The organism is Myroides profundi (assembly GCF_000833025.1).
Lineage (GTDB): Bacteria > Bacteroidota > Bacteroidia > Flavobacteriales > Flavobacteriaceae > Flavobacterium > Flavobacterium profundi_A.
Genome location: NZ_CP010817.1, coordinates 2121836 through 2145107 on the forward strand (window position 1 = coordinate 2121836; position 23272 = coordinate 2145107).

Genomic DNA, 23272 nt, shown 5'->3' on the forward strand with positions numbered 1-23272 from the left:
GATTACTTTATTATTGTTTCATTTATTCTTATACGATATTGATTATCTAGTTCTACATTGGAATTAGCTTCAATAGAGCTTGGTATATGAAGATTTGGTCCTATCCTTGATCCTTTACCAATCGTTATGGCATTTCCTGTAATAGAGACTCTTTCTCGTATTACAACATTATCTTCAATCACAATAGATTCCTTTAAACACAAATCTAATATCTGTCTATGCTCTCCTAAGATTACTCCTTGGTGTATTCTTACATTATTTCCTATAACTACTGTACTCCCTATCACAACTCCTAAACCATTGATAAGTATTAATTGCTTACCTATTTTTGCAAATGGACTAATATCTATTCCTGTAAGACGGTATCCATATCGATTAGCTATCTGAGGCAAAACAGTTATCCCTAGATCAATAAATACCTGTGAGACCCTATAGATATACATCGCTAAAAAACCTGAGTTAAAAGCTATTATTTCTGATTTAGACTGAACAGACTTATCATAACTCATATACCCCTCTAAATCAGACTCTAATAATTTATACAACGTTTCTACTTGATTAAAAAACAAATGTGCTTTAAGACCTGCTTTATCTTTAGTAATAACTCTTTGTAATACCACTTCCAGTTCAAGACACAAAGTCTGTTCTTCAGCTAAAAAACAAGCAAACGATTCATAGTTATAATTGGTAAACAACCAATTATAGAATCGATCTAACCAAGTTTCAAATAGCTCTTTATTAGGTACTCTATTCTTTATTGTCTTGTTATATATGTAGTCCCTCATACTTGTAAAAAGTAGTTTACAAGAACATTAAAGCCCCTACAGTATTATAAGAGGTCTCGTCTACTAGAATAGCATTCCCTGTTTTAGAATTTTCTACAAAAGGATCATAGTTTAATGCTTGATTGGTTTGTAGGCTAACTTGTGCGATATCGTTTAAGCTCACCTCCTCACCTGTGTTAAACTCAAGAGTGTTTATATCCCACTTTCTATCTATCGATTTGATTTTAACTCGAACACTGTGAAAACGATGTTGTAAAATATACGTTTTACCTAATTGCAGATCTTCTGTATCTAACCAACTTATCCAAGAAGTAAGCTTATTCGTTGCCAAAGGTGCTTTTTGTTCTTCTAAATAAATTGTATCTCCTCTACTAATATCCAGATCTGCATCAAAATGCATTACAACATTATCACCTGCTATAACATTAGATACTTCTCTAAGGTTCTTCTCTAACTTTGTAATAGTTGTAGAAATATTGCTTGGAAGTATTCTTACCTTATCTCCTACTTTATATTGACCACTTAACACTAAGCCAGCATACCCTCTATAATCTAAATACTCTTTCGTCTGAGGTCTAATAATAAATTGAACTTGAAAACGAGCTTCATTTCTCAATTGATTTTCTATATGAATGGTCTCTAAGACCTCTAACAAGGTTTTACCCGTATACCAAGGAGTTAGTGATGAAGACTTTACAATATTATCTCCTTGCAGAGCACTAATAGGGATATAAACAACTTCTGTAAAGGCTAATTGACTTCTTAATGTTTCAAAGTCTGACTTAATCTCTTCATAAATACCTTCATTATAATCTACTAAGTCTATCTTATTTATTGCTACAACGACTTTTTTAATTCCCATCAGAGAAGCGATTGAGGCATGACGTTTGGTCTGTTCTGTAATTCCTTTTCTGATATCAATTAATAGAATAATCAAATCGGATACAGATGCCGCAGTAATCATATTTTTAGTATACTGCTGATGTCCAGGAGAATCTGCTATAATAAACTTTCTATTAACTGTAGAAAAGTATTTATATGCTACATCAATTGTAATACCTTGTTCACGTTCTGCTCTTAATCCATCAGTAATTAAAGCTAGGTCAATCGTTTCTTCTCCTATATCTGATTTACTTGCTAAAACGCCTAAATGATCTGTTGAGATACTATTAGAATCATACAGTAATCTACCGATTAAAGTACTTTTACCGTCATCTACATTCCCTGCTGTTATAAATTTTAATGTTTCCATTTTACTTTATTTACTACAATTAAAAATATCCTTTCTTCTTTCTGTCTTCCATAGCTGATTCAGATAATAAATCATCTAATCTAGTCTGTCCTCTCTCGCTTATTCTTGAGTTTTTTATATCCTCAATAATATCGTCTACTGTTATAGCATTAGAAGCTATTGCTGCTGTACAAGTCATATCTCCTACAGTGCGATAACGCACAGATGATTTAACAACTTTCTCCCCTTCAACAGCTGGAGTAAAACTAGAAAGAGCTATTAATTTATCATTGTACTCAATACATTCACGTTCATGAGCAAAGTACAATTCAGGTAATTCAATATCATTTGCTTTAATGTAATTCCAAATATCCAACTCTGTCCAATTACTAATAGGAAATACTCTAGTATTATGTCCTGCTTGCATATTCCCATTGACAATATCCCAAAGCTCTGGTCTTTGAAGCTTAGGATCCCATTGACCAAAATCATCTCTTAGAGAGAATATTCTTTCCTTTGCCCTTGCTTTTTCTTCATCTCTCCTCGCCCCACCTATACATGCATCAAACTCATGTTCTTGAATGGTATCTAATAAAGTATAAGCTTGTAGTGAATTTCTAGAAGGGAAACGACCTTGTGTTTCCTTTAATTTGTACTTTTGAATACTATCTTCTACACTTCCTACTATTAGTTTTTCTCCTATTTGATCGACTAACTTATCCCTAAATGCAATAGCCTCAGGAAAATTATGCCCTGTATCAATATGAACTAATGGAAAAGGAAATTTACCAGGTCTAAATGCTTTTAATGCCAGGTGAACCAAGACAATAGAGTCTTTTCCTCCAGAGAACAACAAGGCTGGTTTCTCAAATTGAGCAGCTGTTTCTCTCAAAATATAAATTGCCTCTTGTTCTAAAGTTTCTAAATAATTGTTTTCTATCATATCTGTTAATACTATTTATTCTATTGTTTTAAGTGTAATCCACATTCTTTTTTTGATGCATCTTCCCACCACCATCTACCTGCCCTAAAATCTTCTCCTTCTCTTATCGCTCTTGTACATGGGCTACATCCAATACTGATATAACCTTGCTTATGTAGTGGATTATAGGGAATCTGATTTTGCTCGATAAAAGCTGTTACTTCCTCTGTAGACCAAGATAGCAGAGGATGAAACTTGATAATTTGGTTGTGTTCATCCCATTCAAAAGGAGTCAAGCTTTGTCTATTTGGAGAATGTTCTGCTCTTAAACCTGTAATCCATATTTGTTGATTCTTTAAAGCTTTCTTCAAAGGCAAGACCTTTCGAATAGTACAACACTCCTTTCTCAACTCTACAGATTTGTAGAAACTATCCGGCCCATTCTTATTGACAAACTCTGCTATAAGACTACTCTCTGGAAAATAAGCTGTGATATTAATTTTATACTTTGCTAAAGTGAGACTCCATGTATCGTAAGTCTGGTCGAATAGCCTCCCTGTGTCTAGTGTAAAAAAAGAAACCTTTCCTTCATCTTTTAAAAGGTGGGTAATAACTTGATCTTCATAACTGAAACTTGTTGAAAACGTTATTGATTCAAAATGTTCTTTTAAATACTTCATCTGCTCTTTAAAGGACAAGGCTTCTAACCCACTCTCAAGCAGTTTTTTATATTGATTTTTTAAACTCATATTATTCTTTTTTTTAATAAACTATAATCTCTATCGTTTTAGTAGTATTTAGGTGTAAATTTTTTTAATCTCCGTCTATAAAGCGTTGAAGCGTAGCTTCTGACATGCTCTTTCTTGTCTTATCTCTAATCTCCATAAACTGTTTTCTCAGATAACAACTTACTTCATCTTCACAGTCATCACATGGTTCATAGTAGTTTATAGATACACATGGTGTTAATGCAATAGGCCCATCAAATATTCTATACAAATCAGCTACTGATACCTCCTTAGGGTCTTTAATTAAATAATACCCTCCTGCTAGTCCTTTTTTACTATTAACTAACTTTACTCTCTTAAGCTCTAGCAATATTTGCTCTAGAAACTTCTTCGGTATATTTTCTTTTTCTGCTATAGTAGCTATAGTTAGGTGCCCATTTTGATATACTCTTGCTAGACACACCATTGCTTTTAAGGCATACTTACATCGTTTTGATAACATAGTATAAATGCATAAAAAAAGCCCCTTATCGTTAAATAAGGAGCTTCTATATATTGATTTTATTTAAATACAACGTACGAATAGACTACTCCTCTTTTGAAAAGCATTTACACATACACATTACCATATTTAAATTATTTATTCTCATTTTTTGATTTTTTATTCTTGTACAAATGAAAGGATTATATTTTAATGTGCAAACATTTTTTTATAATTTTTTAAATAATAGCTGAATAATATCTCTCTTTGATTTGAATGAAAACTTTCAATATAAGACCTAACAAACTAAATATCAGCGTTTATAAATTAAAACAACAAAGTTGTAATAATTATAAATATTAATCGTGATTATTGATAATACTCTTTGATTTTCTTGTTTAATACAACATTAAACAAGCTACAAAATGTGAACAAATAGAAATAATCACCGAATTAATGACTTACACTCTTTTAAATTGGATAATAAATAAAGCAAAAATCCCAATTATTACAATTGGGATTTTCTAGAAGACTAATAACTGATATCACGAAGACATCTTACTTTAACCAGGAAAAGTTAGAATAATAACATTGTTACAAATCCTCCAAAACTATTTTCATTCACTTTTAAAGGACCATAGAAATCTATATTAGCAGCAACTCCAAAACTAAACTCTTTATAGCTCAATCCTACTCGCCCTTGGATATAACTTCGAGAATGTCCTTTCCACTCTGTTGCATATCCATATAATCCCTGTGCTCTTGTATAAAGTTTAAAAGTATCATTAAGCTTAGGAGTATATTCTACTAAAGCCATTCCTTCATAAGCAGGCTTTGACATAATATCTACTCTTCCATTAAGAACAACAACCCAATCCTTTTTAACCCAAGTATATAATAAACCAGCAGCTGGTTTAACTCCAAACTCTGGATCATAGTGAAACCCAGCAGTTACATCTAATCCTTTAATTACGGTATAGGTTAGCTGTCCTTGAATCATTCTATCCTTTACATCTGGCTCTCCCCACTCTCCTACATAATTTACGACACTAAAGAAACCTACTTTAGGTAAACTTTGAAACCTCTTGTTAAGGAGCATATTAAAGGTGACTCCTCTACTTCCTATTAATGTCTCTACATTAACAGGCGGATTAACTACTATACTATCTTTATTAACCTCTTCATCTTGTTGTTGAGCAACAATTGAAACACTGTAAAACAAACTACTTAAGATAAGCAACATCTTACAAATAGATCGGAATCTCATGTTTTTGATTTAAAATTTAATTGTAAACCTAAGTGCAATACTTTACTTTTGCAAGTAGTAACACTTTTGTATAGTAATACCATAAATTACTGTATTACTCATAGCCAATCACTTATGACAAAAAATAAAATAGAAAAAGTTGAACACAAATGTACCCTACACGATGTTTTAGAAATAGTTGGGGGAAAATGGTCTATTCCTATCATATTTACACTCTTTGATGGGACTAAACGATTTAGTGAATTAGAAAGAGAAATTCCCAATATTAATACACGAATGTTAGTCAAGGAACTAAAAAAATTACAACAGACAAATATCATCACTAGAGATGCTCTCCCTACTGTTCCTCCTACTGTAAATTATACCTTAACACATAAGGGGCAAATGCTAGAACCTATTCTACGAGCATTCTTAAAATGGGGAGAAGAGTTTATTGATAAATAAGCACATAATAACTTCCTTAATAACATCAATATAGAATCAATTATCTTTGTTTAAAATACACGATATATGCAAGTATCAAAAGACCCATTACACGGAAAGAAATTAGTCGATATTCTAGAAGAATTAGTAGAATACTATAACGGATTCGAGGAGTTAGGCAATCAGATTAACATCAGATGCTTCACTCATGATCCTAGCATTAACTCTTCTTTAAAATTCTTAAGAAAAACTCCTTGGGCAAGAGATAAAGTCGAAAGCCTTTACTTATATGTTCTACGTCAAAAAGCAAAACAACAAAAATCAGAAGAATAAATCCTATTTTACTTCGGTTTTTTAATATCGTTTAATTAAATATCAAAGGTTAGCTCTTACAAGCTAACCTTTAATATTTAGTAGTATCTAAAAACTAATTACGTAGTATTTTTTTCTCTTTTTACGCAGAAGATAATCGTATTGATATTTAACATAGGGCTTTATTCTATAACCTTCTTCTATTAATCGACTCTGAACAGTATCAGAAAGATTATCTATCAACAATGATTTCTGACCTTTACTAGCGCTATGGTGCAATTTCTCAATAATATCATTGTATTGTTCTAATGTAACATTAAAAGCAATTTCTTTTAGTGTTTCTGGGGTAATTGGTTTATTCATATTTTAAATTGTGAGGATAAGGTGAAATGAGATAAGAGATTTTTTTATAAACCTCTTATATTATAGACTAAACGAATATCTTAACTTAATACCGATATAATAGTCTTTTAAATTTGTGTCTTTATACTTTTCTTGTGTCCATATACTGTGATATTCTAGTGGATTATCATAATTGCTTACATGGCTAATTGGTGTATCTATTCTCTTATTATCTTTAACTAAATTAGTTAATCCTAAATCTAGAAAGACACCTACATATAAGTTTTGTTTATTTCCTAGTTCTTGCTTCACTCCTGTTTCTAACAGCCACGAATACCTTGTAGAAAGGTCTAAATTTCTCTTTCGAGTCTGATTCCCAAATGCTCCAAACCCCATATAATGTGGTCCGTGAAGTTCTGCATCCCAATCTTTATAATACCCTGATGTATGCAAATCATTCATTGTTATTTTACTCTTACTATCCCCTGTTATAATACCTATACTTACTCCAGAACGTATATACCACTTCACTATCCCTTTAGTTTCATATTGTATGGTTAATGGGATTTGAAAGGTATTAAAAGACACGCTTTCTTTTCTATATTTACTATTGTATCTAAATTCATAATCATGATTTTCTATATCTATAACAGACCAATTCTCTTTAACGTTTCGCTGTATAAAATCAAGTTTACTATACTTATAGTTTATTTCTGCTCCCAAGCTCCACTGTGAATTTAAATAATAGCGATACCCTACTCCTATTTGATACCCTAATGATGTATTTGTATCATAATCGTTGTCTGTTTTTAAACTATTTGTAAAGTATCCTCCTATAGAAAAGTCTACCTCTTGTGCAAAGCTTGTTGTACAACTTAGTACAACAAGCATAAATCCATATATATATTTTCTTTTCACTTTACTTTTAATTAAGGTTTAACCATAAATCTGAATACTTTATTCTGTCCTTCTATCTTAATAATCATAAGATAAACACCTTCTACCAAAGTATTTGGTAATATCACTTCTGAAATCTTATTTTCAAGTGATACTTTGAATAAAAACTGTCCTGTCAAACTATATACTGAACCTGTAATATTTTTCAAACTTGACTCTGGATAATCTAGTGCTATTTCCATTACCCCATTTTTCACTACAGGGTTTGGATAGAGTTTAATACTATTAGTATGTGTGTATTTTATCATAGCTGGACAGCTGTGTATTATCTCTCCCTTATCAGTAGTCAACTCTAGACTGTATAAAGCATCTATATCTAATAAATCATCTCTATGATTTCCTACTGAGTACACTTGTTCATTACCTATCAACTTGCCATTTTTAAACCATTTATACCCCACAAAACGATACCCTCCATTAGTCAATGGATTGTTGTTTACTAATAAAGTATTATCGAATTTCTGTATAACTATATCCTCAAAATTAAAAGGTCTTTCTATAGATAAAATGTATCTATTCGTTATTGTTCCACTATGAGACTTTACAACTATCTCTCTGTTATAAATACCTGCTTTAGGGGTATCAATAAAGAAATGATTTCCGATATTCACTGAAGCTCCCTCACTAGTAACCAACTCTACTTCTACTTGTTTATCTATCTCGTCACAACGAAGCATAAATAATTTATTAGAAGATAATTCACCTATATCTCTACCATTAATAATCAAACTATTTATCTCAGCTTTATCACTTTTAATTACTAAGATTTGGCTCACACTCTGAGCAGGTTCATAATTATTATTCCCATCTTGATGAGCAGTTATAATAACGCTACCTGGATGCAATACTTTGACTAAACCAGTGGAAGTCACTGTCGCTGCTACAGTAGTTCCAACATTCATATAGGTATAATTTATTGGCAAGTCTACACTACTGTTTGCTATCAATTGAAGCTGTAATAAATTATCATATAACACAGGTGATAAAGCATTAAACTCTATATGTTGGGGAGCCTTATTGATAATTAGTTTTGTTTTTAGAAGTAATGGTATATAATTATCACCTTCTATTAAAGCAGTTACTTCGTATTCACCTGCCTCTGTTTGCTTATTATTCTTATAGGTTACTTTCGTCCCAATAGGTAGCGTACTACTAAGTAAAACTGATTTCTCTTTAGTGTCATAAACATAAGTACCTCCTTTTAATACCATTCCTATGATAGGTGCTTTTTCAATAGTCAAATTAGCTCTTATAAAATCAACTGTATAATTACCATTCGCTTTTAAATCACCCTGAGTAATAACATAACTTCCTACACCTTCTCCTAATGCACGAGATAAACTACCTGATAAGACATCAATCTCTTTATCGTTATTTACTAATCCTGATATTGTGTAATCAAGCTTAGGATCAGCTGCTCCATATACTTTAGATTTAGTATTGACTGTTACAGTTAATACAGCAGGAGTAATTTCTAAACTAGCTCCTTTAAAGTCTAATGTATAATTACCACTCGCTTTTAAATCACCTTGAGTTATAGCATAAGTACCAACATCCTCTCCTACTGCACGAGATAAACTATCTGATAATACAGCAGTCTCTTTATCTATAAACTGTAATCCTGATACTGTATAATCAAGCGCAGGATCAGCTGCTCCATATACTTTAGACTGAGGATTAGCTGTTACTGTTAATACAGCAGGAGTAATTTCTAAGCTAGCTCCTTTAAAGTCAAGTATATAATTACCATTCGCTTTTAAATCACCTTGAGTTATAGCATAACTTCCCACATCCTCTCCTACTGCACGAGATAAACTACCAGATAATACAGCAGTCTCTTTATCTATAAACTGTAATCCTGATACTGTATAATCAAACTTAGGATTAACTGCTCCATATACCTTAGACTGAGGATTAGCTGTTACTGTTAATGGGGCTTTTCCAATTGTCAAATTAGCTCCTTTAAAGACTAATGTATAGTTACCATTCGCTTTTAAATCACTTTGAGTAATAGCATAACTTCCAACATCTTCTCCTACCTTACGAAATAAACTACCTGATAATACATCAGTCTCTTTATCGTTATTTACTAATCCTAATACTGTATAATCAAGCTTAGGATCAACTGCTCCATATACTTTAGACTGAGCATTGGCTGTTACTGTTAATGGGGCTTTTCCAATTGTCAAATTAGCCCCTATAAAACTTAAAGAGTAATTACTATTAGCTATTAACGTTCCTTGAGTTATAGCATAATTATCAACGTTCTCTCCTACCTCACGAGATAAACTACCTGATAATACATCAGTCTCTTTATCGTTATTTACTAATCCTGATACCGTATAGTTTAGACTAGGATCAGCATCTCCATATACTTTAGATTTAGTATTGACTGTTACAATTAATACAGCAGGAGTAACTTCTAAGCTAGCTCCTTTAAAGTCTAATGTATAATTACCACTCGCTTTTAAATCTCCTTGAGTTATAGAATAAGTACCAACATCTTCTCCTGCAACACGAGATAAGCTACCTGATAATACAGCAGTCTCTTTATCGTTATTTACTAATCCTGATACCGTATAGTTTAGACTAGGATCAACTGCTCCATATATCTTAGACTGAGGATTAACGGTCACTGTCAATGATGCTTTATCAATAGTCAAATTAGCCCCTGCAAAACTTAAGGCGTAATTACCATTCGCTTTTAAATCTCCTTGATTGATAGCATAAGTACCAACATCTTCTCCTACTGCACGAGATAAGCTACCTGATAATAAATCTCCTTCTATTAATCCAGATACAGTATAACCTAACTTCGGATCAACTACTCCATATACCTTAGACTGAGCAGTAGCACTTACAATTAATACAGCTGGAGTAATATTCAAATCAGCTCCTGTAAAACTTAAAACGTAATTACTATTAGCTATTAACGTTCCTTGGGTTATAGCATAAGTACCAACATCTTCTCCTACCTTACGAAATAAACTACCTGATAATACATCAGTCTCTTTATCGTTATTTACTAATCCTGATACTGTATAATCAAGCTTAGGATCAACTGCTCCATATACTTTAGACTGAGCATTGGCTGTTACTGTTAATGGGGCTTTTCCAATTGTCAAATTAGCTCCTTTAAAGACTAATGTATAGTTACCATTCGCTTTTAAATCACCCTGAGTAATAGCATAACTTCCAACATCTTCTCCTACTGCGCGAGATAAACTACCCGATAAGACAGCAGTCTCTTTATCATTATTTACTAATCCTGATATTGTGTAATCAAGCTTAGAATCAACTGCTCCATATACTTTAGACTGAAGGGTAGCTGTTACTGTTAAGACAGCAGGAGTAATAGTCAAATCAGCCCCTATAAAACTTAAAACGTAATTACTATTAGCTATTAACATTCCTTGGGTTATAGCATAAGTACCAACATCTTCTCCTACCTTACGAGATAAGCTACCTGATAATACAGCAGTCTCTTTATCGTTATTTACTAATCCTGATACTGCATAATCAAGCTTAGGTTCAACTGCTCCATATACCTTAGACTGAGGATTAGTACTTACAGTTAATACGGCAGGAGTTATAGTCAAATTAGCCCCTATAAAACTTAAAGAGTAATTACCATTCGCTTTTAAATCACCCTGAGTAATAGCATAACTTCCTACATCTTCTCCTAATGCACGAGATAAGCTACCTGATAATACATCAGTCTCTTTATCGTTATTTACTAATCCTGATACTGTATAATCAAGCTTAGGTTCAACTGCTCCATATACTTTAGACTGAGTAGTAGCACTTACAGTTAATAGTGCTGGAGTAATAACCAAATCAGCCCCTATAAAACTTAAAGAGTAATTACCATTCGCTTTTAAATCACCCTGAGTAATAGCATAGCTTCCTACATCTTCTCCTAATGCACGAGATAAGCTACCTGATAATACAGCAGTCTCTTTATCGTTATTCACTAGGCCTGATACTTTGTAATCAAGCGCAGGATCAGCTGCTCCATATACTTTAGACTGAGTAGTAGGACTTACAGTTAATAGTGCTGGAGTAATAACCAAATCAGCCCCTATAAAACTTAAAGAGTAATTACCAGTCGCTTTTAAATCACCTTGAGTAATAGCATAAGTACCAACATCTTCTCCTAATGCACGAGATAAGCTACCTGATAATACAGTAGTCTCTTTATCATTATTTATTAATCCTGATACTGCATAATCTAGTTTAGGATCAACTGCTCCATATATCTTAGACTGAGGATTAGCGGTCACTGTCAATGATGCTTTATCAATAGTCAAATTAGCCCCTATAAAACTTCAAGAGTAATTACTATTAGCTATTAACGTTCCCTGAGTAATAGCATAAACTCCTACATCCTCTCCTGCAACACGAGATAAGCTACCTGATAATAAATCTCCTTCTATTAATCCAAATACCGCATAATCTAGTTTAGGATCAACTGCTCCATATATCTTAGACTGAGGATTAGCGGTCACTGTCAATGATGCTTTATCAATAGTCAAATTAGCCCCTATAAAACTTAAAGAGTAATTACTATTAGCTATTAACGTTCCCTGAGTAATAGCATAAACTCCTACATCCTCTCCTGCAACACGAGATAAGCTACCTGATAATAAATCTCCTTCTATTAATCCAAATACCGCATAATCTAGTTTAGGATCAACTGCTCCATATATCTTAGACTGAGGAATAAGTACCTACATCCTCTCCTGCAACACGAGATAAGCTACCTGATAATAAATCTCCTTCTATTAATCCAAATACCGCATAGCTTAGGCTAGGATCAACTGCTCCGTATATCTTAGACTGAGCAGTAGCACTTACAATTAATACAGCTGGAGCTATAGTTAAATTTGCTCCTGTAAAAGAAAGTATGTAGTTATTATTTGCAGCTAAACTACCTAGAGTAATAGCATAACTTCCTACATTCTCTCCTGCAACACGAGATAAGCTACCTGATAAGACATCAATCTCTTTATCATTATTTACTAATCCTGATATTGTGTAATCAAGCTTAGAATCAACTGCTCCATATACTTTAGACTGAGGAGTAGCTGTTACTGTTAAGACAGCAGGAGTAATTGTTAAAGTTGCAGTATGAAGTACACTTTGATCACATTCACTAATTGCACGTACTGTATAAATACCAGCATTGATAGCATCAGATACTACATTATTTGAAGAATCTACTATTTCATAAGTACCTCTAAAACTATGAGGTAACTCTAATTCTAGTTTATGTGCCTTCCCATCATACACTACACTTTTATCTTTTAAAATATATTCACTACCTAATTTAATATCCCCATTTATCTTCCATCCTTTTTCTTTTATTAACTTATCTCGTTCAGTATTCGCTGTACAGTATTTTAATCCAGTAGCTCCTAAAGTTACATTACTTGGTACAGTTGATAAATTAGCCCATCCTTTTAATGTAGCATCATAATTATTTACAGACATGCCTGAATATTCCAACATACTCAACATACCATACGGTCCTATAACCTTAGAAACGTTCCATTTACTCAAATCTCTATTAAAGGAACTCGCTCCTAAAAACATCGACTGCATATCTGTCACATTAGAGACATTCCATCTACTCAAATCTCTATTAAAACTCATTGCGTAAGCAAATACTTGAATCATATTAGTAGCACTAGATACATTCCACTGACTCAAATCACCATCAAAAGCAACTGCGGCATGAAACATACTCTGCATATTTTTTAAACTAGATACATTCCATTTGCTTAGATCACCATTAAAAGAACTTGCTCCGGAAAATATATACTGCATGTCAGTCACCTTCGATACATCCCATTTACTCAAATCTCCATTAAAAGAGATTGCAAAATCAAACATCCTTGACATATCTGTCACCTGAGTAAGATTAGGAATATCTTTACCTATATGAATAAGATTAGAAGCAGACTGAAAAGTTTTATGCATACTTTTCCAAAGTTGCGTCCCCCATTGCTCTACAGTAAGTAACTGCTTTGCATTTGGATCTTCGAAATCCTTAGCTACGTTAAAATATGGAAAATCACCTGTTATCATTACCCTATATTTCCCTTTAGGTAGATTAGATATGACACAATCACCTTTGAAGTTAGGTAGAGGTTTACTTTTCTTATCGGAGTCATCTATATTCTCCCAACTCACATTATAATTATACTTATACTTATTAGTATCTGTATAGAGTTTAATACTACCGTTATCATTAGGCACTTCCCAAGTAGTGATAAATGATTGAGAGTCTGTAGTAACTATATTAGAATCCTTCACCCAAGTAAATGCATCAAGGCCTAGATAGTAATAATTACCTCCTAAAGTTAGTTGTAACTCATCAATGACTATATTACTATAGTTCTGACCATTCAGATTAGTCAAATCTATTAATGTATAGCCATTAGTCGTTCCTAATGAAATAGCAAAATTATTGGTCTTAGTTTGAGTAAATTTAGTTACACCACTTAATTTACCAGTGATAGTCAATGTTCCTATTGTATTTTGGTTATTAAACTGATCTGCTACATATACCCAGAAGCGATTTACCTTAAATAAATTAGAAGTAGTTTTAATAGAGAATGAAGAGCTAGCAGGTCCTACATTATTTGTATTGTCTATGTACTGATTATCATTAACTGTTCCACTCCAGCCTGTCGCCGGATAGTTAACTATATTAAAAGTACTAGTATGTGAAATAATATTAAAAGTTACCCCATTATCAGTAAAACTAGTGGAACCAGCTGACTCTGTTTCAAAAGCTTCGGTACTCGTCTGCGCGAAGAGCATCGGGCTAAAAATTAGAAAGAATAAGAGTAGAAATTTCTTCATAATGTGGTGTGTTAGAATTATACGATATTCCAACCACACTTAACAATAACAAATTGAAGATAAATACAATTTATTAAGGCAACTAGAGAAATTAAAATCTCTACAATATGCTATTCATTGAGTGTGGCGAAATTCAAAAATTAGCTTCAGTAGGTAAAAGTATTATAAGTAGGTAAATTCTAGTGTTTAAAGGGGGTGGACAATAGGGTGGACAAAAAATAACCATCCTTAAAATGAAGCCTTTAACACATACAAAAAAAGCATTACCTATACAGATAATGCTTTTAAAAATTGTATTTTATTTACTTCGGTTAGACTACTCTTTACTAAATAAAGCAGAGTAATCATCTTCATATTTTTTCTTTAATCGCTGTTTTGCTTTTTTAACTGCATCAATAGTTACACCTAGAATATTTGCAGTTTCTTGATTAGTCAATTCCATTTTTTGCAACAACACAATACGTAGATTAGACTCGGTCAAGTCAGGAAACTGAGTAATAATTTCATTAAAATAGACTGCTTGTTCTTCTCTAAATGTTTCTTTAAATAAAACCCAATTCTCCTCTGTCATCAGATGAGAACGAAGTAATTCTTCTATAGCAGGACGCTTTTCCTTGAAGATCTCCTTAGAAGAGTGAGAAGCCTTATTTAACTCATGTTCTAATTTTGCTATTTGTGCGGTTTTTTCACTCAGATATACTTGATAAGATGCTAATGATGCTTTCGTCTCTTTTAACTTATTCTCTGAATTTATTTTAGATAACTGAAAATCCAATAGCTTCCCTTCATAAGCATATTTTTGAAGCTTTAGAATTCGTTTAGAAAAGAAGTACACCATACACAAGATAAGCGTCAGAAGAACAGTGGTACTCAGCAAGAGTAGTCGTTGATATCTCACTCTTTCTGAGAAGCTTTTTTCCGCCTCTAGCTCCCAGTTTACTCTCTCAAGATTAGTATTCCAATTAATTTTATTAATGACCTCTTCTCCTTCCCTAGCTTCTATCACACTGTCTATCTGATCTAACTCCCTTCTATAAGAGAGCTCTTCTGTGTCTATCCCACGAGCCTTAGCGATATCGAGTAAATAAGATATAATTTCTCTTTCAAAGCCTGCTAAGTAGCTTTTAGTTTTAGTAATCTCATAAGAGTTTTTTAAAACTTCTTCTGCAAGATCATATTGCTTGCGATCCATGTATAGTTTCCCCAATTGTATCTGACTATACATTAGATTCCTCTCTTCACCTAATTGTTGACTAATCTCTATATCTTCTTTCAGGTATAACTCTGCTTTCTCTATGTCTCCTTGTTTTTGATAAACTGATGCTATACCTCCTAAACTTTTAGCGTATCTAAGGGTGTCCTTATACGATAAGGATGTTTCTTTTGCCAATTCATAGTAACGCATGGATTGATCTAGACTATCTACTTTAGAATATACTGTTCCTAAGCCCCATAAAACAGCACTGTTATTTAGCTGCTCCTTTTCCCCTTCTTCCAAAGCTTTTCTATAATAAATGAGAGCGCTCTCATTCATATTCATAGTCTCAAAGAAATAAGCTGTACGCAACAAAATATTTTTTGCTTGTACATCTAATACAATGCTTTTATTCTCTAAAGTTTTAGCAATCTTGATAAAATAGGGAGAAGCTTCGTAATAATAGTTATAAGAATAATAATAGAACCCAACCTCACTATACACCCATTCCTTCAATGCTACATTAGAAGACTTTTCTACCATAGATACACTTTCTAAAAAAAGTGAAGTAGTAATATCATTAATACTATCAGTTACCTCTAAATGGGATAATCCCTTAAGAATATTTCCAATCACCTTGCGCTCTGTAATATTTCCAATATCGTCTACCTCAACAGTACCTGTCTTATAGTACTCATTGATTAAAATGTCGTATTGCTGATTATCTAAATGCTTAGTGTCTGTACAAGCAACTATAAATAGAAATAGAAAGAAAGTAAATAGTTTGGTGGTCATTACATCTCATTTTGTACAAAAATAATCCTATTTATCACAATACAAATCAATTCATTAAGATATAGTACAAACAAATACTTTATTAATTCAAATATTTTCATTTTCTTTGTATCGTAAATTCTCGATATATAGAAATGACTGAACTATTTAAAGCTTTATCAAACGAACACAGAGTGCAAATCCTAAAGTGGCTTAAGGCTCCACACGATTTCTTTGAACTAGAAGACATCGAACCTGAAGTACACGAGTTTGGGGTATGCATGAGTGTTATCCAAAAAAAAGCAGGTCTTTCTCAATCTACCACCTCAGCTTATTTAACGAATATGGTAAATATTGGACTACTTACTTCTACTAGAAATGGGCAATGGACTTACTATAAACGCAATGAAGATAAAATTGCTGAGTTAGCCAATTATATTCAAAACACTCTATAACAACACTCTACAATGCAATCACTAAAGTATTATATTACAATATATCTATAATTCCAGATATCTAAATACCTATAAAAATGAATAATAATTTTAAAAACCACAAGACTTTCAATAACGTCTTCACACCAGGAAAGCTATCCTTGGGTATATTTTTACCTTTACAGGTATATGATAATAATATCGCCATTTTTAATCAACACCTAAAGTATATACAGCAGATAGACACTAGCGGTTTCGCAGCTTTATGGGTTAGAGACATACCTGTGTATGATCCCAGTTTTAGAGACGTAGGACAAGTATATGATCCTCTTTCTTATCTAGCATATATAGCAGGTCAGACTACAAATATTGCCCTTGGTACAGCGAGTATAGTATTGCCCTTACACCACCCTATTTCGTTGGCAAAGACAACAGCATCTATAGATCAGCTTTCTAATGGTCGCTTATTACTAGGTGTTGGATCTGGTGATCGCTATGCTGAGTTTCCTGCTTTTAATAAATCTTTTGAAAGAAGAGGAGAATTATTCCGAGAAGTTCTTCAGGATATGCAAGCCTTACATACTACAGACTCTCCTAAAATAAACTCTAGTATTACACAAATGCAAAACCTAGACTTAGTCCCTAAACCTCTGCATAAGCATATTCCTACATTAGTGACAGGCGCTAGTCAACAGTCATTAGATTGGATTGCTACTCATGCTGATGGTTGGATTACTTATCCAGGACCTACTACCACGAATGAGGATACCTTACACTTAGAACAAAAAATAAAAGCTTTTAGAGATTTAATTCCCAATGGAACATTTAAACCACATATGACAAATGAATGGATAGAACTAGATGAAGATCCTCACTATCCTAGAACCCCATTAAGAGGAGGTTTTGTTCTTAAAACAGGTAGATTAGGACTTATAGAGCTTTTACATAAATGGCAAGAAATAGGTGTAAATCATGCTGCTATAGGTATACAGTTTGGAAAACGAGATATAGGAGAAACTCTTGATGAATTGGCTAAGGAAGTACTACCTTATTTTAACTACTAGTATCGTAGTTAACACCATTTACCTTTTATAATATGTACTAAGCATAGAAATTATAAAGTAGCTACCTTCTCATAACTACTTTATAATTCGATCTATTTCATAAATAATAAGATCGATTATTTGTCGTTTTATAGTCTATTTACTATAACCTTTTCTTTCAATAAGTTACTTTAACGAATCGGTTTAAGTCCGTAGTGAGTCCGTTATGAGTCCGTTTTTTTGCACAAAATAACGGACTGATTATGAACTTACCCTTTAGTAAACAAATATTCATCTGCAATGAATAGTAAAGTATTTTCAAAATCTTATAGATACTAACTAATATAGCATACAAGCTTTATAAGAAGCCACACCTATATCATCATAGCAAAAAAAGAAGTACCCTTACACTCTAAAAGCACTTCACTTTTAACCCAAATTCCGCGATAGACATATAGACGAAAAGTAATTATACAAAATAGCTCTGAATTAGTGAGTAAAGCATACTACAGTATGGTTTTAGAACTAATGAAAGAGATGTGAAGTAGAATTGCTTTGTAGTATTTGGCTAATGCGGAATCTGGGTTTAACATATCAACTACTTTTTTTTATCAAATGATAAATTATTAAATTTATAGAGATGATAATTTTGACCTGTTAAAAAACGAGATTGATTATGACACAAGACAATGTAAACAAAGGGTTATCCTTAGCGAGTATTTTTCCAACGAAAACAAGAATTCGATTAGCTGTGGTATGGTTGATTGTCATCTTATTTATGTTATTCGGAAGTTCTATTACTGGAGATAGTCTATCCCCTCTATTAGCTACTAGTATTTTCTTGATCTTACTATTTACGATAGTAGGAGCTGCTTTTGGTGTAGTAAAAGAAGCGGATGAACTCGCTCATAAATTAGGTGAACCTTTCGGAACATTGATTCTTACTCTTTCGATTGTATCAATAGAGGTAATTTTAATTTCTGCCGTAATGTTAGGCCCTGGAGAAAACCCAACTATTGGAAAGGATTCGATCTTCTCTGTAATGATGATCATTATGAATCTAGTCATAGGGCTGTGTATTCTATTAGGTGGACTAAAGTATGGTGAGCAAGAGTATAATGCACAGGGAACAATGTCTTACTTAGCAATGATCATTATGCTAGGAGGTATCGGGTTAATGTTACCTAACTTCATTCAAGGTGCTGGTGGAGGGATGTTTAGTGATACACAGGCTATTGTCTTGGCTTTATTTATTATTATTCTCTATGCTGTATTCTTATTCTTTCAGATGAAAGGATATAGACATCTCTATGTACAACCTCAAAAAGGGTCAATGGAAATTCCATATAAAGATAGAGCCATTGCAGATATTCAATCTACAGATGAGCACCAAACTTCTGTAGGGAATAAAGGAGAGATATGGATACGTTCTATTATCCTAATCGGGATGATATTACCTATTGTACTTCTTTCTCATAATATGGCCGTAGTAGTAGACTACGGGATTAAAGCCGCTAACCTCCCTACTCTATTAGGAGGTGTGTTAGTTGCCATCATCGTGTTCACCCCAGAGTCAATGACGGCAGTAAAAGCAGCATTAAACAATGAGTTTCAACGCGCTATCAACCTGTGCCATGGTGCCTTCGTTTCTACAGTAGGATTAACTGTGCCTTCTGTACTAATCATTGGATTAATTACGGGCAAAACAGTATTGTTTGGGATGACTAGTACAGAGACTATTCTATTCGTGATCACCCTATTATTAAGTCTAATGACTTTCTTAGGCAAACGTACTACTCCTATCATGGGTATTATGCACTTAGTATTATTTGCTGTATTTACACTGCTTATTTTCTATCCATAATAACGTATTTCTTGTCAAAAAATCATTGGTAGAAAGACTAATCTAGTTTCTACAGTAGCTTATTCTACAAGGAGATTCTATATAATCACTTCTGCATTAGTTCACAGACAATACTTTAGTATGTTTTTATCACTAATTCATACCTATTGTGTATACTTACTTTTTGCTGATAGGTTTACTGACAGATTCTGGACTAAATTAAGGAAGCTAAGCTAATTGGTTCGAGCAAGGTTATTACTTATTTAAGCAACCTTAATTTAATAAAAAAACACTCCTTATGCTTATAAGGAGTGTTTTTGTTTGTGACTATACTAAAGTACTTTATAAGGTAATATCACTAATCATTAAATTATGATCTGATAATGCATTCATCTGATAAGTATCTTGACGAATGATTTTTATTGTACTATTAATTGATCTAATCATAAAATCTATTTTCTTATCGCTTTTATAAGCTGGAATAGTCATCTGATTCATAAATCGGGTATCTAAATCAAAAGTCGTTTTAAGTTGTTCTACTGGTTTAGAGTTTATTTCTGCATTAAGATCCCCTGTCAGAAAATCAAAAGTAGACTCTCTTTGTAATTCTGCTATGCGTTTCGTTTGTAATAGACGACTTTGTTCATTAGAGCTAGACAGATGAGTTGTTCCTATATTTATCATTTGTGCTTCACCTAAATCTATTTTACATACTAATAAACCTCGTTGTTCTTCCTTGTTATCTACAAAAGGTAACTTATAGAAATGCTGTTCTACAATTGGAAATTTAGACAGGATAGCAATGCCGTAATCGCCCCCTTCATAATCTATTGTCTTACCAAAAGCATAAAACATTCCTGTTTTTTCTGCTAAAACTTTTACTTGATTTAAATATTGACCTGAGCGCATAGTATGTACATCTACTTCTTGTAAAGTAACGATATCTACTTCGTCTCTTAAGATTACAGCAGCTAATGAATTAAGATCTATCTTATGATAGCTATCATAAGCTGCTGCAAAATGATGTACATTGTAATTAAGAACTCTTACTTCACTTTTTTTTTTGATGCTTTGGTAGTTGATTCTACCCATCTAAACTCTGTGAAGACTGGATAATGGTCAGAGGCAAATAAAGGTCCTCGCTGAATATCTAGCTCTCTATACTTAATAGGAGCTAAGTCAAGCCCTCTCAAGAAAATATAATCAATTCTACTTGATTTAGGAGCTTCTATTTTCCAAGCATTATGCGTATAACCTAATTCTGAACGATACATTGCTGCATCTCTAGTATCGACAAACTTCGATTCTATTATCTTCTGATAAGGTAAGTCTGTTGGAGGTAAATTAAAATCACCTGTGAATACCACTGTTTCTCCTTTAGTGATTTTAGCTAATTCCTGATTAATAACTTCAACACTTCGTTGACGAGCCTCTTTACCCCTATGATCAAAGTGGGTGTTTAAATGGATAAATGTTTTTCCTGACTTTTTATCTTCAAAACGAGCCCATGTAGCTATACGAGGTAAAGAAGAATCCCAAGACTTAACTCCCTTTTCATAAGGTGTTTCTGATAACCAAAATGTTCCACTCTCTAAAACTTTAAACCTATCTTTTAGGTAAAAAATAGGGCTGTACTCTCCTTTCGTTTCTCCTTCTCTTCCTTCTCCTACATAGTCATATTGTGGAAGTAAATTTTCTAAATCGACTAACTGGTTATGAAGTACTTCTTGCATACCAACAATATCCACATCATTAAAAAAGACAACTTCTGCAACCCATTCTTTTCGATTACTCCATTGATTTATACCATCATTAGAAGTATCCATCCTAATGTTAAAAGTCATTGCCTTCAAAGTCTGAGGCTCTTTCTCTTGAGCAAAAATACTAGTCCCTATAAATAGGACGCTTAGTAATATAGATCTTACCATCCTGGATTTTGTTTTAAATTTGTATTTAACTGAAGTTCTTGTATAGGTAGAGGGTATAAATAGTCTTTATTCTCATTCCATGTTCTATTCTTATTATTAGGAAATGGATCTATACTATTATTTTGATTTAAATGAATATCAGATCCTAGTTTAGCATAATAGACTCCTTGTACATTTTCTGTTGGTCTAGATCCTTCGTATAGGTAAATATCTGTCTTACCATTGTTGTCCAAATCATATTTACCTGGGCCATTAAAATACATTCCTTCAATATTCTGAACTAACTTTTGTCCTTCTTTCCAACGTACAATATCATCCCATCTATGATCTTCCATAAATAACTCTATGCGTCTCTCTCGTCTTAATTCTAGTAGTAATCCTTTATTAGCTCCGTTTACATTTACATATTGTTTAGCTAAATAAGCATCTGGTTTTGCATTTGCTTCTGCCATTACCATATCAGGCATTCCGACACGCTTTCTAAGCATATTTACAGATAGATCTAAATCACTCTGATCAATAATTCCCAATTCTGCTTTTGCTTCTGCATATACTAATAAAACCTCTGCAAATCTAAATAGTGGCAAATCAACAATAGATGCATTATTCGTATCATACTGTGCTTCTGCGACGTACTTAATTAACTGATAACCTGTAGTAGCTGCAGAGAAATCAGGTGTGAGCTGGATAGTGCTTCCAATTCTGGTATAACCAGGAGTACGTATAGTCTGACTCAATCTCAAGTCTCTATCTTTTACTTCTTCTTGGAATAACATCTTATTATAATCTGATCGATCTGTAAAACGGCTACCATCTTTCATTAAGTAACTATTGATCAAATCTTTTGGCATAGATGGTCTACCATACGAAGCTGCTACTGTATAGTAATTCACATTATGACGAACATTCAGTTCTGTAGAAAACTCCCTAGCTAGAATAATCTCATCACCAATAGCCTTATGAGAAGCAAATAAATTCTGATAATCTTTATCAGGATTTCCTGTAGAGAAAACTTTATAACCAGATTCTTTTATTAATACTTCTGCTGCTTGATAAGCTTGTTCTAAATAAGTCTCATATCCAGGTAAGCCTCTATACTTCATATAAGTTCCTTCATATAAGCCTATGCGCGCTTTTAAGGCAAGAGCAGTCCATTTAGATACTCTATATACATCTTTAGTAGAACGCATATTCTCGATTGCGTAATCTAAATCTTTCAACATATTATCTACCAATAGCTTACGTGGATCACGTGGCTTCTGTAAAGCGGCCTCATCCTCTGCTGTTAATAAATAATCATACCATGGCACATCTCCAAAACGCGTCACTTTTTCGAAGTAAAAATAAGCTCTAAAGAATCTTGCTAATCCTCCATAATGTTTAATAAGAGCTTCGTCTCCTACCTTTTCAAAATTGACTAGGAAATAGTTAATATCTCTCAAATTATTCCAAGACCATCCGCCTCCAGATGGAGGTACGACTCTCCCTCCTCTCATTTCATCAGATAAAATATTTTGAATAATATTATCGGTTCTATAATCTCCATTATATATAGAGGTAGTTGGAAACATTCTGTAAAAAGAATTAGAAAAAAGAATTAAGTCACTTTCTTTTTTAAAGAAGTTCTCACTTGTCACAGACGATATCGGATCTCTCTCTAAGAAATCTTCACTACAAGAACCCAAAAATCCTGTTGCCATGAGTATGGCAAGTATTTTATATCTTTTCATATTAATT

The 23272-nt window shown here is 33.0% G+C and carries 20 protein-coding genes and 1 pseudogene; 5 read left to right on the top strand and 16 right to left on the bottom strand.

Going from position 1 to position 23272, the window contains the following annotated elements:
- Positions 1–2: 2 nt before the first annotated feature.
- The 6 genes from MPR_RS09315 to MPR_RS09340 all read right to left on the bottom strand — a co-directional run bounded on the left by MPR_RS09315 (position 3) and on the right by MPR_RS09340 (position 5414).
- Positions 3–785: a serine O-acetyltransferase gene (locus MPR_RS09315; protein ID WP_041891912.1), complete on the bottom strand. Its 783-nt coding sequence runs from the start codon at positions 783–785 to the stop codon at positions 3–5.
- A gap of 16 nt (positions 786–801) precedes the next feature.
- Positions 802–2037, bottom strand: a complete 1236-nt coding sequence (locus tag MPR_RS09320; RefSeq protein ID WP_041891915.1) for a sulfate adenylyltransferase subunit 1 — start codon at positions 2035–2037, stop codon at positions 802–804.
- A 19-nt stretch (positions 2038–2056) separates the two neighbouring features.
- Positions 2057–2959 carry a sulfate adenylyltransferase subunit CysD gene (gene cysD / locus MPR_RS09325; RefSeq protein ID WP_041891916.1) on the bottom strand — a complete coding sequence of 301 codons (903 nt, stop codon included), beginning with the start codon at positions 2957–2959 and terminating at the stop codon, positions 2057–2059.
- Positions 2960–2979: 20 nt separating this feature from the next.
- Positions 2980–3687: a phosphoadenylyl-sulfate reductase gene (locus MPR_RS09330; RefSeq protein WP_041891918.1), complete on the bottom strand. Its 708-nt coding sequence runs from the start codon at positions 3685–3687 to the stop codon at positions 2980–2982.
- 64 nt (positions 3688–3751) lie between these two features.
- Complete coding sequence (locus MPR_RS09335; RefSeq protein ID WP_073144814.1) at positions 3752–4168, bottom strand: RrF2 family transcriptional regulator; 417 nt, start codon at positions 4166–4168, stop codon at positions 3752–3754.
- Positions 4169–4724: 556 nt separating this feature from the next.
- Entirely contained in the window at positions 4725–5414 is a 690-nt protein-coding gene (locus MPR_RS09340; RefSeq protein ID WP_041891920.1) for a hypothetical protein, read from the bottom strand.
- Between the two features lie 114 nt (positions 5415–5528).
- Between MPR_RS09340 and MPR_RS09345 the strand changes: the two genes are divergently transcribed.
- Together MPR_RS09345 and MPR_RS09350 are read left to right on the top strand one after the other, a co-directional pair.
- On the top strand, positions 5529–5858 hold the full coding sequence (locus MPR_RS09345; RefSeq protein ID WP_006260390.1) for a winged helix-turn-helix transcriptional regulator: 330 nt from the start codon (positions 5529–5531) through the stop codon (positions 5856–5858).
- Positions 5859–5924: 66 nt separating this feature from the next.
- Complete coding sequence (locus MPR_RS09350; RefSeq protein ID WP_006260391.1) at positions 5925–6170, top strand: VF530 family protein; 246 nt, start codon at positions 5925–5927, stop codon at positions 6168–6170.
- Positions 6171–6257: 87 nt separating this feature from the next.
- Here the strand turns inward: MPR_RS09350 and MPR_RS09355 are convergent, their stop codons facing one another.
- The 7 genes and pseudogenes from MPR_RS09355 to MPR_RS09375 form a co-directional block, all read right to left on the bottom strand.
- Positions 6258–6512 carry a hypothetical protein gene (locus MPR_RS09355; RefSeq protein WP_041891924.1) on the bottom strand — a complete coding sequence of 85 codons (255 nt, stop codon included), beginning with the start codon at positions 6510–6512 and terminating at the stop codon, positions 6258–6260.
- Between the two features lie 60 nt (positions 6513–6572).
- Positions 6573–7382: a porin family protein gene (locus tag MPR_RS09360; RefSeq protein WP_041895330.1), complete on the bottom strand. Its 810-nt coding sequence runs from the start codon at positions 7380–7382 to the stop codon at positions 6573–6575.
- A 38-nt stretch (positions 7383–7420) separates the two neighbouring features.
- Positions 7421–11758, bottom strand: a complete 4338-nt coding sequence (locus MPR_RS09365) for an MBG domain-containing protein (RefSeq protein WP_052472692.1) — start codon at positions 11756–11758, stop codon at positions 7421–7423.
- 18 nt (positions 11759–11776) lie between these two features.
- Positions 11777–11983: an MBG domain-containing protein gene (locus MPR_RS18145; protein ID WP_052472694.1), complete on the bottom strand. Its 207-nt coding sequence runs from the start codon at positions 11981–11983 to the stop codon at positions 11777–11779.
- A gap of 54 nt (positions 11984–12037) precedes the next feature.
- Positions 12038–12172 (bottom strand): annotated as a pseudogene (locus MPR_RS19045) (MBG domain-containing protein); the annotation flags it as partial.
- Positions 12159–14318, bottom strand: a complete 2160-nt coding sequence (locus MPR_RS18150) for a BspA family leucine-rich repeat surface protein (RefSeq protein WP_082027826.1) — start codon at positions 14316–14318, stop codon at positions 12159–12161. The gene MPR_RS18150 and the pseudogene MPR_RS19045, both read right to left, overlap by 14 nt.
- A 316-nt stretch (positions 14319–14634) precedes the next feature.
- On the bottom strand, positions 14635–16308 hold the full coding sequence (locus MPR_RS09375) for a tetratricopeptide repeat protein (protein WP_041891927.1): 1674 nt from the start codon (positions 16306–16308) through the stop codon (positions 14635–14637).
- 134 nt (positions 16309–16442) lie between these two features.
- Here MPR_RS09375 and MPR_RS09380 point away from each other — a divergent pair, with 134 nt between their 5' ends.
- From MPR_RS09380 to MPR_RS09390, 3 genes are all read left to right on the top strand, one after another.
- Entirely contained in the window at positions 16443–16742 is a 300-nt protein-coding gene (locus MPR_RS09380) for an ArsR/SmtB family transcription factor (protein WP_041891929.1), read from the top strand.
- Between the two features lie 77 nt (positions 16743–16819).
- Positions 16820–17785 carry an LLM class oxidoreductase gene (locus MPR_RS09385; RefSeq protein ID WP_041891932.1) on the top strand — a complete coding sequence of 322 codons (966 nt, stop codon included), beginning with the start codon at positions 16820–16822 and terminating at the stop codon, positions 17783–17785.
- A 655-nt stretch (positions 17786–18440) separates the two neighbouring features.
- Entirely contained in the window at positions 18441–19628 is a 1188-nt protein-coding gene (locus tag MPR_RS09390) for a calcium:cation antiporter (RefSeq protein WP_041891934.1), read from the top strand.
- Between the two features lie 321 nt (positions 19629–19949).
- On the opposite strand, the gene MPR_RS09395 is transcribed toward MPR_RS09390, so the two are convergent.
- The 3 genes from MPR_RS09395 to MPR_RS09405 are packed head-to-tail and all read right to left on the bottom strand — an operon-like array spanning position 19950 to position 23265.
- Entirely contained in the window at positions 19950–20699 is a 750-nt protein-coding gene (locus tag MPR_RS09395; protein ID WP_041891937.1) for an endonuclease/exonuclease/phosphatase family protein, read from the bottom strand.
- Positions 20654–21535, bottom strand: coding sequence for an endonuclease/exonuclease/phosphatase family protein (locus MPR_RS09400; RefSeq protein WP_041891940.1), 882 nt, complete (start codon positions 21533–21535; stop codon positions 20654–20656). The genes MPR_RS09395 and MPR_RS09400 overlap by 46 nt, the downstream gene beginning before the upstream one ends.
- Positions 21529–23265: a RagB/SusD family nutrient uptake outer membrane protein gene (locus MPR_RS09405; RefSeq protein WP_041891943.1), complete on the bottom strand. Its 1737-nt coding sequence runs from the start codon at positions 23263–23265 to the stop codon at positions 21529–21531. Before MPR_RS09405 ends, MPR_RS09400 begins: the two co-directional genes overlap by 7 nt.
- Positions 23266–23272 lie beyond the last annotated feature (7 nt).

Coding starts and splice junctions, on each gene's coding strand:
- MPR_RS09315 (WP_041891912.1), bottom strand. CDS start 785: ATGAGGGACTACATATATAACAAGACAATAAAGAATAGAGTACCTAAT.
- MPR_RS09320 (WP_041891915.1), bottom strand. CDS start 2,037: ATGGAAACATTAAAATTTATAACAGCAGGGAATGTAGATGACGGTAAA.
- cysD (WP_041891916.1), bottom strand. CDS start 2,959: ATGATAGAAAACAATTATTTAGAAACTTTAGAACAAGAGGCAATTTAT.
- MPR_RS09330 (WP_041891918.1), bottom strand. CDS start 3,687: ATGAGTTTAAAAAATCAATATAAAAAACTGCTTGAGAGTGGGTTAGAA.
- MPR_RS09335 (WP_073144814.1), bottom strand. CDS start 4,168: ATGTTATCAAAACGATGTAAGTATGCCTTAAAAGCAATGGTGTGTCTA.
- MPR_RS09340 (WP_041891920.1), bottom strand. CDS start 5,414: ATGAGATTCCGATCTATTTGTAAGATGTTGCTTATCTTAAGTAGTTTG.
- MPR_RS09345 (WP_006260390.1), top strand. CDS start 5,529: ATGACAAAAAATAAAATAGAAAAAGTTGAACACAAATGTACCCTACAC.
- MPR_RS09350 (WP_006260391.1), top strand. CDS start 5,925: ATGCAAGTATCAAAAGACCCATTACACGGAAAGAAATTAGTCGATATT.
- MPR_RS09355 (WP_041891924.1), bottom strand. CDS start 6,512: ATGAATAAACCAATTACCCCAGAAACACTAAAAGAAATTGCTTTTAAT.
- MPR_RS09360 (WP_041895330.1), bottom strand. CDS start 7,382: ATGCTTGTTGTACTAAGTTGTACAACAAGCTTTGCACAAGAGGTAGAC.
- MPR_RS18150 (WP_082027826.1), bottom strand. CDS start 14,318: ATGAAGAAATTTCTACTCTTATTCTTTCTAATTTTTAGCCCGATGCTC.
- MPR_RS09375 (WP_041891927.1), bottom strand. CDS start 16,308: ATGACCACCAAACTATTTACTTTCTTTCTATTTCTATTTATAGTTGCT.
- MPR_RS09380 (WP_041891929.1), top strand. CDS start 16,443: ATGACTGAACTATTTAAAGCTTTATCAAACGAACACAGAGTGCAAATC.
- MPR_RS09385 (WP_041891932.1), top strand. CDS start 16,820: ATGAATAATAATTTTAAAAACCACAAGACTTTCAATAACGTCTTCACA.
- MPR_RS09390 (WP_041891934.1), top strand. CDS start 18,441: ATGACACAAGACAATGTAAACAAAGGGTTATCCTTAGCGAGTATTTTT.
- MPR_RS09395 (WP_041891937.1), bottom strand. CDS start 20,699: ATGGGTAGAATCAACTACCAAAGCATCAAAAAAAAAAGTGAAGTAAGA.
- MPR_RS09400 (WP_041891940.1), bottom strand. CDS start 21,535: ATGGTAAGATCTATATTACTAAGCGTCCTATTTATAGGGACTAGTATT.
- MPR_RS09405 (WP_041891943.1), bottom strand. CDS start 23,265: ATGAAAAGATATAAAATACTTGCCATACTCATGGCAACAGGATTTTTG.